A 15,812-nucleotide genomic window follows, 5' to 3' on the forward strand; every position below is an offset into this window, starting at 1 on the left:
GCCCGAAGCAACCGCTAGGCGAGCAGGAGGCGCTTCTCAGTCTTGACGTCGAAGAGATGCAGCTTGCTGAGATCCGGCATCATCCTGACGGTGTCGCCGGCCTGCAGGGAAAGCCGGTCCCGCACTGTGGCAACAAGCGGATCCGACCCAAACTTGGCGTTGATCTGGGTTTCGGCGCCTGTCGGTTCGATGACCGCAACTTCGGCGTTTACGCCGTCCTGGCTGATGATCAGGTGTTCCGGGCGGATGCCGTAGACTACCTCTGCGCCGCGTGCTGCCGCCGCAGCCTCCGGCAGCGGCAGGCGCCCGCCGCCATCTGCGACAAATTCCAGCGGCGCGGACGCGCTGATCTTTCCCTTGATGACATTCATGCCCGGCGAACCGATGAAGCCGGCGACGAAGAGATTGGCAGGCCGATCGTAGAGATCGAGCGGCGAACCGATCTGCTCGACATAACCGTCGCGCATGACGACGATCCGGTCAGCCATGGTCATGGCTTCAATCTGATCGTGCGTCACATAGATGGTCGTAGTTTTCAGCCGCTGATGCAGTTGCTTGATCTCGGAGCGCATCTGCACGCGCAACTTGGCATCGAGATTGGACAGAGGCTCGTCGAAGAGGAAGACCTGGGGCTGGCGGACGATGGCACGGCCCATTGCGACACGCTGGCGCTGACCGCCGGAGAGATTTCTCGGATAGCGGTCGAGCAGGTGTTCAAGGCCCAGGATCTCGGCCGCATCACGTACACGCGCCCTGATCTGCTCTTTCGGCGCTTTTGCCAGGCGCAGCGAAAAGCCCATATTCGCTTCCACCGTCATATGCGGATAAAGCGCATAGGACTGAAAGACCATGGCAATATCGCGCTCTTTCGGAGCGACGTCGTTGACGACCTTGTTTCCGATCGAAACGTTGCCGCCGGAGATTTCCTCGAGCCCTGCGATCATGCGCAGCAAGGTCGACTTGCCGCAGCCGGAAGGGCCGACGAGGATCACGAACTCTCCGTCGCGGATGTCGATATCGACCCCGTGCAGGACTTCGAAGTGACCATAGCTCTTGCGGACATTTGCCACATTTACGGACGCCATAACTGTCTCCGGCTGAAAAACTGATTTCGGATCTGTTGCCGCTCCGAAAGAGCGACATGCTGCGCCTCTCTCATCGAGGTGCGGTAGCGGCGGCGTAGGGGGCCAGGGCCGCGTCAACAGCGGCAAGGCAAAGATCGCGGGCTTTTGCCGCGACGCGTTTCTCGACAACGTCCGGATAGAGGCGGGCGAGATACTGGCTGACCAGCGTTTCCGGAATCGTGCCGGGCAGCCGGGCAAGCAGTTGGTCGACCGCCTGTGTTGCCCGCGCATCGGGCCAGTAGTAGCGGATGCGGTCGCTATAGCTGAAATGTCGCTGCAGGCGCTGTTCCCTGCTCGTGCCGCTGTAATGACCGGCCCAGTGGTCGGGTTGAGCGAGCATGATCTCTTCCATGGTCGCCGCCAGTCTGCCGGCTCCCTTGTCTCCGGAGAGGATGTCTGCGATCGCGTCGAGGCCGTAGAGCGCTTCCCGCAACGCAAAGGTCAGGCCGGGGCCGACTTTCAGGATTGCAAACCCGCCGTCGACCAGCGCCGCAAGCGAGCCTGCCGGCTGATAGTCGGTGGAATGGGCTTCGAAGAGCAGTCCCTTCATCTCGTCGAGCCCGGAGATCAGATCCCGTGCGCGCTCGGGTTGGTAGAGCGCGACGTTGGCATTGCCGAATTCCACGCCCGGCTGAACGACGATGGCGATGACGCGCTCCAGCGCAGCATCGACGCCGGCCTCCGCAAAGGCTCGCCGGTGAATATCAAACGTCCGCAACGCGGCTTTCCGATGCGTGATCTCCAGCTCGTCCAGTGCATGCGTCGCGCCGCCGGGTGGGGGCACTTCCGTGCCGATGACATAGACCGGCAGACGACGACCGCTGCGGCCGGCCGCCGCCTCGGCGGCTCGCGCCAGACGTGCCGCCCTTGCGGCGGTCAGTTCGTCGGCAAGGGCAACCGGTTCGCCGGCACAGCCCATCGACGTGTCGAGATGCAGCTTTTCGAAGCCGGCCTCGACATAGGCCGTCACCATGGCCTCAGCGCGCGCCATCGCGTCCTCGGCAGCAAGTTTTCGCCACGGGTTCGGGCCAAGATGATCGCCGCCGAGAATGATGCGGCCGACGGGAAAACCGATGCCTGCGGCGATACGTTCGATGAAGCTCCGGAAATCCGCCGGCGTCATGCCGGTATAGCCACCTTCCTGATTGACCTGGTTGCAGGTCGCCTCGATCAGGGCAGCCTCGTCCTGCCGGGCCGCGCGCCGCAAAGCCGCCTCGATGACCAGCGGATGGGCGGAGCATACCGATATAATGCCGCGTGGCAGAGGCAGGCCTCTCCCGCCGAAAAGCTTTGCCAGGGCGATCCGGCGGTTCTGATCGATGGCCGCGCTCATACCAGTGTCACGACCTTGGTGAGATGACGCGGCGAGACGGTGTCGATCTGCCGCGACTGCGCGGCGCGTTCGCCGAGGATCTGCAGTGCCGGCAGGACGACGAGACCGGCGAGCGACAGATCGACATCAACAGGAAGCTCCAGATCACCGGGGCCGCCGAAGCCGATGACCACGGCGCCTTTTTCCCGCAATTCGCCGACGAGCTTGGCCTCCGCCTGTCTCTGGTCCGAGCTGTAGAGCATGATCGCGGCCGTCTTTTCGTCGACGAGGCTGATCGGGCCGTGGCGGTATTCGAGCGGATGGAAGGCCTGCGTCATGAGCTGGCTCATTTCCATCAGCTTGAGGGCACCTTCGAGCGCGACGCCGAACAGCGGGCCGCCGCCCAGAAAGACGAAGTGCGAACGATCCTTGATAATATCGGGCAGGGCATCGTCGAGCGCATTTGCGAGCTGACGTGCCGATGCGACGACCGAGGTTGGCACGATCTGGCCGATCAGTTGCAGGCTGAGCAGAACCATAAGGCTTGCCGAAACCGTCATGACGATGCCTTCCTCAGGATGGGTCGGCGAGCAGATCAGCTGGTCGCAATTCTTCGCCAGCGCGCTTTCCGGCTCGACCGTTACGGCAGTCACGAAGGCTCCCGCCGCACGGCTTGCCTTTGCGGCGGCGACCGTCTCGGTGGTTTCCCCGCTGCGGGAGAGCGCCACCACATGGGTCTTCCGCCATTCCGGCCAGAAACAGGAGGGCCGGTTCAGCCATTCCGCGCCGGGAACCGCGATCGCCTTGCGCTTCAGGCTGTTGGCGTAGGCGGCCAGAGACAAAGCGAGGTTGAAGGAGGTGCCGCAGCCGACGAAGACGAGGAGATCGTCCACCTTGCCGCTTGCCGCATTCGAGCCGATCGCTTTTTCCCAATAGGGGAACTGCTCGAAGATTACCTTTTCGGTCGTGTTCATGATGTCTCCGATTATTTGACCGAACCAGCCAGCAGGCCGCTGACGAGGTATCGGTTGAGGAAGATGACGACCAGGGCGGGGATGACGATCGCGATCGATCCGCTTGCCGTGATCAGTCCGTAGTCGATGAAATTCTTGGTGACGAATTCCGGGATGAGGACCGTCAGGGGTTTCGTCGCCTGCGGCGAGAAGATGAGGGGAACGAGGTATTGGCCCCAGGCTCCCAGGAAGGTGAGGATGGCGGCTGCCGTCAGACCCGGTCCTGCCAGCGGCAGCACGATGTTGAAGAAGATGAAGAGGCGTCCTGCGCCGTCCAGCTGCGCGGCCTCTTCAAGCGCGATCGGAAGCTGCTCGAAAACGCTGCGCAACAGCCAGAGCGAGAGCGGCAGATAGGCCGAGACATAGATCAGCGAAACGCCGGTATAGGTATCGACGAGGCGCATCTTGATCATGATCTGATAGAGCGGGATCAGCACCGCATAGGCCGGGATGGCAAGCGTTGCGACGACTGCCGCAAACAGGATGTGCCGACCGGGAAAACGCATCCGGGTGAAGGCATAGGCGCCGAGCGCCGAGATCGCCACGCAGAGCAGCGTGGCGGCCGCAGAGGTGATCACGCTGTTGAGCAGCGCAGCGCGGAACTGCTTCCAGACCTCCACCCCGCCGATCCGGTCGATGTCGATGCCGAGCAGGCGAGAATAGTGGTCGAGCGTGAAATGCTGCGGGAAGAAGTGGATCGGCCGCGTCGAAAAATCCTCCGTCGGCGTCACCGAGCTTGCGAGCGTCCAATAGATCGGTCCGAGCGACCAGACCAGCAGCACGGCAATACCGGCCCATATCATCAGGCGATAGAGAATGGTTGGTTTCATCAGTCGAACCGTGTGTTGCGATAGACGCGAAGGACGTAGACGAGCGACACCAGCAGCGACACCAGGGTGATGACCACCGAAAGGGCCATGCCGTAGGAGAAGCGGAGGTTCTGGAACGTCTCGAGATAGATCTGCACGAGGATCGGCCGCGTTTCGAGGCTCGATCCGGCAAGCACCCAGGCCTCGTCGAAGAGGTTGAAGGCATTGACCGTCGCGTTCGTCATGGCAACGGCAATGGCGCTGCGCACGAGCGGAAGCGTGACCAGACTGAACATCTGCACGCGCGTTGCGCCGTCGATGCGGGCCGCCTCATAGAGGTGGGCCGGGATGCTCTGCATGGCGGCGAGCACGATGACGATGGTCAGCGGCATCATGCGCCAGACGTGCACGACGGTTACAGCGATGATCGCGCTCGTCCGGTCGTTGAACCAGACGTGATTTTCGAAAGGCAGGCCCATGGCGACGAGGATGCCGTTCAGCAGGCCCGCGCCTGGCTGATAGATCCACAGCCAGATGACGGAATTGACGACGCCGGGAAGTGCCCAGGGCAGGATGACGGCTGCAAGCACCCATTGCCGCCCGACCTTCACCTGGTTGATGAGGGCTGCGGCAAGCACGCCGAAGACGGTTTCGGCAACGACGGCGAGGACGACATAGACGAGCGTGTTCGCCCAGGTCGATGCCAGTTGTCCGTCGGACAGCATGCGCGCGTAGTTCTCCAGTCCGACAAAGGGGGTTCCCGCCTGCATCGGATTGACCCGATGCAGCGAGTCCCAGACCGTCCGGCCCATCGGATAGAAGACCAGTGTCGCCATGGTGAGAAGGATCGGCAGCACCAGCAGCAGTCCGAGCATGGTGTCGGCGTTGAGGCCGACACTCCGCTTGGCTGCGACACCTTCGGCGGTGACTGTTGTCATTGCGCCATAGCCTGCTTGGCGGCGTCGGCGATGGCCTGCATGGCCTGGTCGACAGTCATCTGATCCTTTGCCGCGCTATTGATCGCCGTGTTCACCGCGCTCGAAAACTGCGGATACCATGGCGGCGTTCCCTGCTGGAACAGCGGCTCGACGGTCTTGGACTGCGCGACCAGCGTGTCGCCGCTTGTCAGCTTGCCTTCCTTATTGAGCTCGGAGAGGGCGGAGGTGCGCGTCGGCAGGAAGCCGTTTGCCGCATTCTTCTTCTGGAATTCGCGGCTGGTGAACCATTTGACGAAGGCGACCGCCGCTTCCTTGTTCTGCGAGACGTTCGGAATGGCGAGCGCTTCCGGAAGACCGAAGCTGCGGGTCTGGCCGCTTTCGGTCGGAACGAGGATCGCCTCCACCTGGCCGGCAACCTTGGACTGTTTCGGATCGTTCATCTGGCCCAATCGGCCGGGCTCACCGGAGATCATGATGCTGGTCAGGCCCTGGGCAAACATGCTCTCGTTGATCTGGCTGTCCTTGAGACCCGTGGAGGCCGGATCGACCAGGCCGTCTTTCAAGAGCTGCAGTTCGAAGGCGAGCGCCTTGTAGCCGGCTGAATCGGGCGTGAGGAAAAGCGGCTTGAAATCCTTGTCGAAGAGTTCGCCGCCGAAGGCCTTGGTCAGCAGATACCAGCTGGTGGAGGCGCCCTCGGTCGCCGAGAGCGGCAGGCCGATCGGATAGGTGGCAATGCCCTTGTCCTTGATCTTCTTGGCGGCAGCGACCAAAGCGTCGAGCGTCTTCGGCATTTCGGCGACACCGGCATCCGTGAAATGCTTCTTGTTGACCAGCATGACGCGGAAGTCGTTCGTATACGGTACGCCGAGCAGCTGGCCGTCCACGGTGAAGATCTTGGCGACGCCGATGTCGGCGACCGTGTCCTTGTCGATCACGTCGTTCAGCGGCATGTACCAGCCGGCTGCGCTGAACTGCCCTGTCCAGGACCAGTCGAATTCCGTCACATCGGCGGGCGCCGTGCCGGCGACCAGCGCCGTTACCAGTTTCGGGCGGATGTCGTCCCAGGAGAGGGTCTGGAGATCGACATGAATGCCGGTCTCGGCTTCAAAATCGGCCGCAACGGTGGCGCCCTGCGGCGAGGGCATCAGCACCGTGATCGACTGGCCGGCAAGCGGCTTGGCGTCGTCTGCCATGGCAGGCAGGGCAACCGTAAAGGCAGCTGAGGCAAGCAAAGGCAATATGAAATTACGCATGTTCCCATCCTTCGTTATCATTGACACTCATTGTCTTGATCGCGCGATCACGGCTTGCGCCGCGACCGCGATTTGCCCGAACCAGCGCTCGTTCAGGGGCCAGCCGAGAAGTTGGGCGGCGGCCAGAAGCGCGCCGCCAATGGGAGGAAGTACCGGCGAAACCGCCGGTCGGCCGATCCGCCTTTCGACGGCATCGAGCAGCAGGCGGCTGGAAAAAGTACCGCCCGCATAGGTCCAATCGGTGCCGGCCTCGCAATGGCCTGATATCGCCCAATGGTGCTTGGCGAGTTCGTCGGCCGCCCTTTCGATCAGACCGATCGCTGCCTCGTCACCCTGGCTCGCCACCTGGTCGACAAGAACGGAGAGCGCGGCAATACCCGCGCGTGGCCGTGCGAGCCCGCTGATCCAGCCGCCGAGTGCGTTCATCGGATCGGAGATGTCGAGTTGCAGGTGGTCGTAGACGGCCTTCGCCAGCGCGGTCGGCCCGGCGCGTCCGTCCAGGCTCTGGCTGATGAGATGCAGCGCCTGCCGGCCGATCCAGTAGCTGCTGCCCTCGTCGCCGACCATATCGCCCCAGCCGCCCGACCGTGCGGAGGTTCCCGCGCCGTTGCGCGCCCAGGACATGGAGCCGGTTCCCGACAGGACGAGAATGCCCGGCCGACCGGCAAAGGCGCCAAGGTGGGCGGCATCGACGTCATTCAGCACGATCCTTGGGATATCCGGAAAGGCTTCGTCGATGCACTGTTTCTGGAGGGCGGAGAGATGCGCGACTTCGCCATAAGCGGGCAGGGCGGCACCGAGGGCAGCCAGTCCCGCCTCATTGCGGAAGGGAGCGATATGCCGCTCCAGCTCGCGACGCCAGTCCGGATTGTCCATTGGATTGACGCCACCGCCAAGCGCGGTCCGCAGAATCTCGCCGTCCCTGTCGGCCAGAGTGACAAGCACCTTGCTGCCGCCACCATCGATGCCGAGGATCAGCTCGCCGCTCATTCCTTTGCTCCGAGCTGGGCATAGGTCGTATCGACGCCGAAAGTGGCGAGCTCGGCGCGCCAGTGCGGCGTCAGGCCCTTGTCAGTGATCAGCTTCGCGGCGTTGAGCGGCGCGACCTTGTAAGTCGCCATCGTTCCGAATTTGGAGGAATCGGCGAGAACATAACCGTTGGCCGAGCGGGAGAGCATGCGCCGGTTCAGGCTGGCTTCAGCGCTATCCACGCTGTAGATCGCTCCGTCCGGGCTGATGGCGCTAGCGCCGAGAAACAGCTGGTCGAACCAGATCGTCTCCAGCATCGCCTCGGCCTGCGGGCCGACAAGCGAGGCGTTTTCGCTGCGCAACTGCCCCCCGAGCAAGACAACTTCGAGATGCGGAATGTTGAGAAATTCCTGCGCGACGATCAGGCCGTTCGTGAAGATGCGCAGCGGCATCGGATTGATGCGGATCAGCCGCGCAAGTTGAAGGACGGTCGTGCCGGCATCGAGGAAAATCGCCGTTCGCGGCTGAAGCCTCTCGTAGGCCGCATTGGCGATTGCCCGCTTGGCCGAGAGATGACGCTTCTCCCGCTCCTGAAAGGCAAGTTCGACCGAAGAGCCCTCGGCAATGCGGGCGCCGCCGTGCACGCGGTCGATGGCGCCATCCTGTTCCAGGATCTGCAGATCGCGGCGTACTGTCGCCAGCGAAGCGCCGACGGCATCGGCCAGGTCCTGGATGGTCGAAAAGCCGTTCGCATAGAGATGGCTTCTGATGGCATCGAGCCGGTCCGTCTTTACGCCGCCACTCTGGTTCATCGGCTGTTCCCTGCTGCGGTTTTGCTTGTTGCGTCAACGTTCCCACCCAATACGATCAATGTCAATCATGATTTTGATCGTTTGTGATCTTTTTGGGGCTGTCGGCCGAAGCGTTAAAGGGAACGCGAAAAACGCGCCGTAATGGAATACGGCACGCTTTCTCGTCGGTCCTATCGGAGCGGCTTGGCCGCCGGCCAGAGCTCAGTGGTACTTGGGCAGAAGGTTTCCGTGCGCTTCGATCAGGTCGTCGACCATGCTCCAGATTTCGTCTGGCGACAGTTCGGCCGATGTATGCGGATCGAGCAGGGCCGCCTGATAAATGCGGTCACGTCTTCCCGTCAGAGCCGCTTCCACTGTCAGTTCCTGGACCGAGATGCTGAGCTTCATGACAGCAGCAAGCTGTGACGGGATCCTGCCGATACGGGTCGGTTGAATACCGTTCCTGTCCACATGGCAGGGCACTTCGACGATACATTCGGCCGGCAGGTTCTCGATCAGGCCGTGATTGGGAACGTTGCCGTAGACCAGCGCCGGATTACCCGTCACTGCGGCGTTGATGATGCCGGCCGCGTATTCATTGCTGCGGCAGACCTCGATCGGCCTGTCACCTTCGAGATCGCGGCGCAGTGCATGCCATTCGGAGATCTGCCTTTCGCATCGGCTGATATATTCGTCGAGCGGGATGTTGAGCTTGTCGATGAGCTCGGGGCGGCGGTCCTTTATGTACCAGGACGTGTATTCGGAGAAATGCTCGCTGGATTCCGTTACGAAATGGCCGAGACGCTTCAGCACGTCGAAGCGTACGCGGTCGTCGGACGGTACGCGACCCTCGCCGGCCAGGGTTTTCAGGCGGGGATAAAGATCCTCCCGCCGCCCATCGGCATGCAGCTTCTCGTATTTCAGGAAGAAGGCGACATGATTGATGCCTGCAGAGATGTAGTTGATGTCGGCAATGTCTTCGCCAAGGCAGGAAGCCAGATGGGCGGCCGTGTGCTGGACGCTGTGGCAAAGGCCGACCGTGCGAATGCTGGGCGCCAGTTCCTTGATCGCCCAGCAATTGATCGCCATTGGGTTTACATATTGCATCAGCAATGCGTCCGGGCAGACCTCCTCCATATCACGGCAGATCGCCTCCAGCACGGGGATGGTGCGCAGCCCGCGGAAAATGCCGCCGATGCCGAGCGTGTCGGCAATCGTCTGTCGCAGCCCGTATCTCTTCGGCACGTCGAAATCCGTTACCGTGGCAGGCCTGTAGCCCCCGACCTGCATCATCAGGATAACGAAATCCGACCCGCGCAGCGCCTCGCGACGATCAAGGGTCGCTTCGATCTTCACCTTTCGCAGGTTGAGCGCCTCGCAGATACGCCTCGCGACGATCTCCGACGTCTTCAGTCGTTCCGGATCGATATCGAACAGGCTGATCACATAGTCGCTGCCCGAGGGCGTTGAGAGCACATCCCCCAGAATATTCTGCGCAAAAACGGTGCTGCCCGCACCCACGAGACAAATCTTCGGCATTTTGGTCTCCGGCCAGTCGATGTTGCCATAGTGGTGCCTCTTCCAATCGAGAATTTCTTCCTGATATTGGCGCAAGTGTTCCCGGATCGAAGCGGAGCGGAAGTATGGTGGATCATTTCGACGAAAGCAGTGAGTGGAAGGGATCGCCACGCGACTTCCTGATCGAACGCCATACGGCAGATGCCATGAGTACTGCACACTGGCACGACCATGTGGAAATCAACCTGCTTCTCGACGGCGCCATGACCTATCTCTTCAACGGCCGTCAGGAGCGGGTCGAGGCAGGACGGCTCGTCTTGTTCTGGGCCGCCATCCCGCACCAGACGATTTTGGTGACACCAGAGGCCCCGCTTATCTGCATCTATCTTCCGCTCGTCGATTTTCTCGCGCTCGCCATCGACAAGAAGGCTAGGCAGGCGATCATGCAGGGTGCCTTCGTGGTCGAACCTCACCGCCGCGAGACGACCTCGTCAATTGTTTCTGCATGGGTCGAGGAATGGGGCGGGGGCGATCCCCTGCGGCGCCAGCTGATTGCCGACGAGGCCAAGCTCAGGGTGCGTCGGCTCCTCCTCGATCACGCCGATGATCAAGGCCCGTCGGTCGCGGCCGCCGCGACACCCGTAAGCCCCGCCATCCGCCATTCGGAAACACTGACCGACCTCATCAACCGACATTTTTCGGAGCCGCTCAGCCTGGCGGATCTCGGCCGGCGCGCCAATCTGCATCCGACCACCGCCAACCGGGCATTTCGCGATGTGCTCGGCATTTCCGTCATGGAATATCTGACGCGCTATCGTCTTGCGAGAGCGATGCAGCGGCTGGCTGAGACAGAGGATTCGATCCTGGAAATCGCCCTCGACTGTGGTTTCGGTTCCAGCAGCCGTTTCTACGATATCTTCAAACAGCGAACCGGCACGACACCCCGGCAGTTTCGTCTGTCGCTCGTCAAGCCGTGACGCCTGTCCGGTCCGGACGAGGAGAACGACCGATAGATTCAAGCGCAAACAGGCTATCGAATCTTTTCGCCGGCGCGTTAATGTCCGCAGACGATCCATGCGAAAGGATTGAGGGCCATGACGAGCGACAGTAGAAGTTCCACCGGCGACCTAGTGCCCCTGGCAGCGATCGCGGATTTCTGCCGAAAGGTCTTCCTCGCCGCCGGTGCCGACCGGGAGACTGCGGATGCGGCGACACGAGGGATGCTGCATGGTACGCGCTACGGCATCGACAGCCACGGTGTCCGCCTCCTGCCGCATTATGTGAAGGGATTGACCGAGGGGCGTCTCAACCCGCGCCCACGTCTTGCCCTGGCAAACAGTTTCGGCGCCGTTGCTTCACTCGATGCGGATAATGGGCATGGTGCGCTTGCGACCTACACGGCGATGGACCATGCAACGCGCCTTGCCGGTGAATTCGGCATCGGTGCGGTCGCCATCCGCAATTCCTCGCATTTCGGCCCGGCGGGCGCTTATGCGATCGATGCGGCCGATCGCGGCTTCATCGGCTTTGCCTTCTGCAATTCCGACAGTTTCGTGCGCCTGCACGATGGCGCCATGCGCTTTCATGGCACCAATCCGATTGCCTGCGCCGTGCCCGTCAGGGGCGATAACCCCTGGCTCTTCGACATGGCGACGAGTGCCGTGCCTTACAACCGCGTCCAGCTTTACCGCAGCCTCGGCCGACAACTCCCGGAAGGGGTGGCCTCCGACGAACGGGGCTACGATACGACCGATCCCGGCGTGGCCGACATGCTGGCGCCGCTCGGCGGCGAGTTCGGTTTCAAGGGTGCAGGGCTTGCCGGCATTCCGGAGATCCTTAGTGCCGTCCTCACGGGCATGAAGCTGAGTTTCGACATTGCGCCGATGCCCGGCCCGGATTTTTCGACCCCGCGTGGATTGGGCGCTTTCGTCATCGCGCTCAATCCCGCCGCCTTCCTCGACGTCGAGACCTTTGATGCCGCCATGAAGCGCTATGTCGAAACTTTGAGGACATCGCCGGCGCGCGAGGGTTTCAAGGTGATGGCGCCCGGCGATCGGGAATGGGCCGTGGCCGCGGAGCGGGAAAAACATGGCGTCACCCTTGACCCGGCAACAGTCGACGCGTTCAGAACGCTTGCCGCCACTTATCGGCTGGTGAGCCCGGCCTGACCGTTTGCGGCGGATTGACGCATACCTTTCCCGATGATAGCTTCGGATCAATTGGTCAGGCCAGTTGACCAGTTGTGCGCTTGAGGAGAAGCGCGCCGGGGAGGCCATAATGTTTTCGGCAGTGGAATCACGCCGCCTCTACAGGCAGGTGGCGGACCAGATTCGTCTGATGATCATCCGGGGCGAACTCGCCGTCGGCCAGAGGCTGCCGGCCGAGCGCGAGCTTGCGGAGCAGCTCTCGGTTTCGCGCCCCACGCTGCGCGAGGCGTTGATCGTGCTGGAAGTCGAGGGCTACATCAATATCCGTATGGGCTCCGGCATCTATGTCACGCGCAAGCAGCCGGCTGAAGCGACCGGCAGCGAACGTGAACCGGCGGAAGGCCCTTTCGAACTGCTGCAGGCGCGCGCCATCATCGAATGCGCGATATCGGAGGAAGCCGCAAAAAACGCCCGCCCGGAAGACATCGCCATTCTCGACGAGGCGTTGAGTGCGATGAGCGGCGTGGTGGAGGATGCGCGCGCCGTGCTTGTCGCCGACCGGGCCTTTCATACCGGCATCGCCGCGATCGTCGGCAACGCGACCCTGATCCGCGTCACCGGCGAAATGTTCGACATGCGCATGACGCCTTATTTCGAGAAGCTTGCCAGCCATTTCGAAGGGCCGGTGTCGTGGCGCAGCGCGCTGGAAGAGCACCGTGCCATCCGCGATGCGATCGCCGCCGGCGATGCGGCAGGGGCGAAGGCGGCCATGCGCACGCATCTTGCGAATTCGCAGAAGAGGTTTTCCGAAAGCTTCGGGGAGGAGTTTTCGGGCGAGGAGGGGCGTGGCCATACGGCCGGGCCCAAGAAGGGAAAGACAGCCATTTAACCGGAGCTCAGGAGGAGAGAGCGATGAAGCTGAAACTGACGACGATATTGTGCACAGCCGCCGCAATCATGGCGACGACGGCGGTCGCACATGCGCAGACCGTGCTGAAATGGGCGCATGTCTACGAGACCTCGGAACCCTTCCACACGGATTCCGTCTGGGCCGCGGAAGAGATCAACAAGCGCACCAACGGTCGCTACAAGATCGAGGTTTATCCGGCATCGCAGCTCGGCAAGGAAGCCGATATCAATCAGGGTCTCAAGCTCGGGACGGTCGATATCATCATTTCCGGATCGAGCTTTGCCGCCCGCGACTACAAGCCGATCGGCGTGACCTATTTCCCCTATATCTTCCGCAACCCGGAACATCTGATCGCCTATACCAAGAGTGACGTCTTCAAGCGCCTCGCCAAGGGTTACGAGGACAAGACCGGCAACCATATCGCCGCCGTCAGCTACTATGGCACGCGCCATACGACGGCCAACAAGCCGATCGCCAAATGCGCCGACATGCAGGGCCTGAAGATCCGCGTGCCCGACGTTCCGGCCTATCTCGCCATGCCGCGGGCCTGCGGCGCCAACACTACGCCGATCGCCTTTGCCGAGGTCTATCTCGCGCTTCAGAACGGCACGGTCGAGGCCCAGGAGAACCCGCTGACGACGATCGAGGCGAAGAAGTTCTACGAAGTTCAGAAGAACATCATCCTCACGGGCCATATCGTCGATCATCTGAATACGGTCATCTCGAAGACGCTCTGGTCGAGCCTTTCGGACGACGACAAGAAGATCTTCGGCGAAGTCATGCAGGAGGCCGCCGAGCGCACGACCAAGACCATCGAGGGCAAGGAAAACAGCCTGATCACGACCTTCAAGGAGAACGGCCTCAGCGTCACCGAGGTGGACAAGGCCGATTTCGAAAAGACCGTCGCGGAAAAGGTCAAGTTCGAAGACTTCGGCTACGAAAAGGCCGATTGGGAAGCGATCCGCGCGATCCAGTAAGAGCCCGAGGGCGCGCCGGCGCGCGGCGCGCCCTCATTTCCCAACCGGAACAAGGCCGATCATGTCGCAAGAAATTCACACGCCAATCACTGCCGAGGAGATCGGCCACGAGTTCGAGGGACATGCGCCCACCGCCAATGTCTCCGATTACGCCATAGAGGACTGGATCACGCTGATCGTCTTCTGGCTGATGGCAGGCTGCGTCTTCCTGCAGTTCTTCACCCGTTATGTTCTGAACAACAGCTATGCCTGGACCGAAGAGATCGCCGTCAACTGCCTGATCGGCGTCGTCTTCCTGGGCGCCGTCATGTGCGTGCGCACGTCGCGCCATATCCAGGTGGATGTCTTCTATCACTACATGCCGGCAGGTCTTGCGCGTATTCTCGCGACCTTCGTGGATATTGTCCGCATCGGCTTCTTCGCCTACGGCTGCTATCTGATGTGGCGTTACGTGCAAATCGTCGCCGACGAGCAAATGGTCACCGTCGACCTGCCGCGCAACATCGTCTTCTATAGCGTGCTTGCAGCCTTCGTTCTGATGCTGATCCGCGCGGTGATCGTCTTCATCGCCAATGTTCGCCGCGGCTATTCCGTCCTGGAACGCCCCGAAGAATTCCACGCCGTCGAAGGATGATCTGATGCTGCTCCTGCTTGGCTCGTTTCTGCTGCTGATGCTGATCGGCGTGCCCGTCGCAATCTCGATGGCTGTCGCATCGGTTCTCTATATCGTCCTCTACGGCGTTGCGCCTGACATCATCGTCGCCCAGCGCATGATCGCGGGTGTCGAGAGCTTCCCGCTGCTCGCCGTTCCCTTCTTCATCCTCGCCGGCAACCTCATGAATTCGGCGGGTGTCACCGGCCGTATCTATTCTTTCGCCGTCGCGCTCGTCGGCTGGATGAAGGGCGGCCTCGCGCAGGTCAACATTATCGGCTCGGTCATCTTCTCCGGCATGTCCGGTACGGCACTTGCCGATGCGGCCGGTATCGGCACGATCGAAATCAAGGCGATGAAGGATCACGGTTATCCGGTGGAGGCTGCCGTCGGGGTGACGGCGGCGTCCGCCACGCTCGGCCCGATCTTCCCGCCATCCTTGCCCTTCGTGATCTACGGCATGATGGCGAATGTCTCGATCGGCGCCCTCTTTATGGCCGGCATCCTGCCGGGCGTCGTCATGACGCTGCTGATGATGATCACCGTTGCGGCTTTCGCCTATGCGAAACGGTGGGGCTCCGACGCGCCGTTCGATATCAGGCAACTCCTTTCGGCGGGACTGGAGATCGTCGTTGTGCTGCTGGTGCCGCTCGCGATCTACCTGATGATGCGATCGGGATTGTCGATGAACGCGGCGGCGGGCATTGCTCTTGTCGTGCTTCTGGCACTCGACTGGTATTTCCGCTTTTCTGCCGTCATGGCGCTGATGACGCCGGTCATCCTGATCGGCGGCATGACGATGGGCTGGTTCACGCCGACGGAAGCGGCTGTCGCCGCCGTTCTCTGGTCGCTGTTCCTCGGCTTGGTGCGCTATCGCACGATGACGCTTTCGACGCTTGCCAAGGCGAGCTTCGACACGATCGAGACGACGGCTTCCGTTCTCTTCATCGTTACGGCGGCTTCGGTCTTCGCGTGGCTGCTGACGGTGAGCCAGGCGGCACAGCTTCTGTCCGACGCGATCCTGTCGATCACCGACAACAAGTGGGTGTTCCTGATCCTCGTGAACCTGCTGATGCTCTTCGTCGGCTGCTTCCTCGATACGATCGCGGCCATCACGATCCTCGTGCCGATCCTTCTGCCGATCGTTGCGAAATTCGGCATCGATCCGGTGCAGTTCGGCCTGATCATGACGCTGAACCTGATGATCGGCCTGCTTCATCCGCCGCTCGGCATGGTGCTTTTCGTGCTGTCGCGGGTGGCGAAACTATCGGTGGAGCGCACGACGATGGCGATCCTGCCCTGGCTTGCGCCGCTGTTCATCGCCTTGATCCTGATCACCTTCGTCCCCTCGGTATCGCTGTGGCTGCCGCAGCAGCTTGGACTTCTGAAATAGGAGGAT

Annotated in this window: 15 protein-coding genes; 6 read left to right on the forward strand and 9 right to left on the reverse strand. The window is 61.8% G+C overall.

The genetic code is table 11. The annotated features are described in order from the left end of the window. Positions 1-14: 14 nt before the first annotated feature. From ACFPWW_RS17955 to ACFPWW_RS17995, 9 genes are all read right to left on the reverse strand, one after another. Positions 15-1,085, reverse strand: coding sequence for an ABC transporter ATP-binding protein (locus ACFPWW_RS17955; RefSeq protein WP_377312776.1), 1,071 nt, complete (start codon positions 1,083-1,085; stop codon positions 15-17). A 70-nt stretch (positions 1,086-1,155) separates the two neighbouring features. Beyond that, the gene (locus ACFPWW_RS17960; RefSeq protein WP_377312777.1) at positions 1,156-2,457 is read right to left on the reverse strand and encodes a D-tagatose-bisphosphate aldolase, class II, non-catalytic subunit; all 1,302 of its coding nucleotides are present in this window, start codon (positions 2,455-2,457) and stop codon (positions 1,156-1,158) included. Continuing rightward, a complete protein-coding gene (locus ACFPWW_RS17965; protein ID WP_377312778.1) occupies positions 2,454-3,410 on the reverse strand; it encodes an SIS domain-containing protein in 957 nt (318 codons plus the stop codon). Before ACFPWW_RS17965 ends, ACFPWW_RS17960 begins: the two co-directional genes overlap by 4 nt. Before the next feature lie 11 nt (positions 3,411-3,421). Further along, a complete protein-coding gene (locus tag ACFPWW_RS17970; RefSeq protein WP_112571642.1) occupies positions 3,422-4,279 on the reverse strand; it encodes a carbohydrate ABC transporter permease in 858 nt (285 codons plus the stop codon). Further along, complete coding sequence (locus ACFPWW_RS17975) at positions 4,279-5,196, reverse strand: carbohydrate ABC transporter permease (protein ID WP_377312780.1); 918 nt, start codon at positions 5,194-5,196, stop codon at positions 4,279-4,281. Before ACFPWW_RS17975 ends, ACFPWW_RS17970 begins: the two co-directional genes overlap by 1 nt. Next, the gene (locus ACFPWW_RS17980; protein ID WP_377312782.1) at positions 5,193-6,449 is read right to left on the reverse strand and encodes an ABC transporter substrate-binding protein; all 1,257 of its coding nucleotides are present in this window, start codon (positions 6,447-6,449) and stop codon (positions 5,193-5,195) included. The genes ACFPWW_RS17975 and ACFPWW_RS17980 overlap by 4 nt, the downstream gene beginning before the upstream one ends. A gap of 27 nt (positions 6,450-6,476) precedes the next feature. Then, the gene (locus tag ACFPWW_RS17985; RefSeq protein WP_377312784.1) at positions 6,477-7,439 is read right to left on the reverse strand and encodes an N-acetylglucosamine kinase; all 963 of its coding nucleotides are present in this window, start codon (positions 7,437-7,439) and stop codon (positions 6,477-6,479) included. Next, positions 7,436-8,230 (reverse strand): DeoR/GlpR family DNA-binding transcription regulator, encoded by a 795-nt coding sequence (locus ACFPWW_RS17990; RefSeq protein WP_112571650.1) that lies wholly within the window; start codon positions 8,228-8,230, stop codon positions 7,436-7,438. Before ACFPWW_RS17990 ends, ACFPWW_RS17985 begins: the two co-directional genes overlap by 4 nt. 201 nt (positions 8,231-8,431) lie before the next feature. Then, a complete protein-coding gene (locus tag ACFPWW_RS17995; protein WP_113414675.1) occupies positions 8,432-9,748 on the reverse strand; it encodes an alpha-glucosidase/alpha-galactosidase in 1,317 nt (438 codons plus the stop codon). A gap of 107 nt (positions 9,749-9,855) precedes the next feature. Here ACFPWW_RS17995 and ACFPWW_RS18000 point away from each other — a divergent pair, with 107 nt between their 5' ends. The 6 genes from ACFPWW_RS18000 (at position 9,856) to ACFPWW_RS18025 (ending at position 15,806) form a co-directional block, all read left to right on the forward strand. Further along, positions 9,856-10,704 (forward strand): helix-turn-helix domain-containing protein, encoded by an 849-nt coding sequence (locus ACFPWW_RS18000; protein WP_377312803.1) that lies wholly within the window; start codon positions 9,856-9,858, stop codon positions 10,702-10,704. Positions 10,705-10,821: 117 nt separating this feature from the next. Beyond that, positions 10,822-11,895, forward strand: coding sequence for an Ldh family oxidoreductase (locus ACFPWW_RS18005; RefSeq protein WP_377312786.1), 1,074 nt, complete (start codon positions 10,822-10,824; stop codon positions 11,893-11,895). 109 nt (positions 11,896-12,004) lie between these two features. Continuing rightward, positions 12,005-12,763 (forward strand): FadR/GntR family transcriptional regulator, encoded by a 759-nt coding sequence (locus ACFPWW_RS18010; RefSeq protein WP_112704048.1) that lies wholly within the window; start codon positions 12,005-12,007, stop codon positions 12,761-12,763. 23 nt (positions 12,764-12,786) lie between these two features. Further along, positions 12,787-13,761 carry a sialic acid TRAP transporter substrate-binding protein SiaP gene (locus tag ACFPWW_RS18015; protein ID WP_377312788.1) on the forward strand — a complete coding sequence of 325 codons (975 nt, stop codon included), beginning with the start codon at positions 12,787-12,789 and terminating at the stop codon, positions 13,759-13,761. 61 nt (positions 13,762-13,822) lie between these two features. After that, positions 13,823-14,395, forward strand: a complete 573-nt coding sequence (locus ACFPWW_RS18020; protein ID WP_112571660.1) for a TRAP transporter small permease — start codon at positions 13,823-13,825, stop codon at positions 14,393-14,395. Between the two features lie 4 nt (positions 14,396-14,399). Then, positions 14,400-15,806, forward strand: a complete 1,407-nt coding sequence (locus tag ACFPWW_RS18025; protein ID WP_112753476.1) for a TRAP transporter large permease — start codon at positions 14,400-14,402, stop codon at positions 15,804-15,806. Positions 15,807-15,812: the final 6 nt, after the last annotated feature.

It is taken from the genome of Rhizobium sp. GCM10022189 (assembly GCF_042656325.1).
GTDB lineage: Bacteria > Pseudomonadota > Alphaproteobacteria > Rhizobiales > Rhizobiaceae > Rhizobium.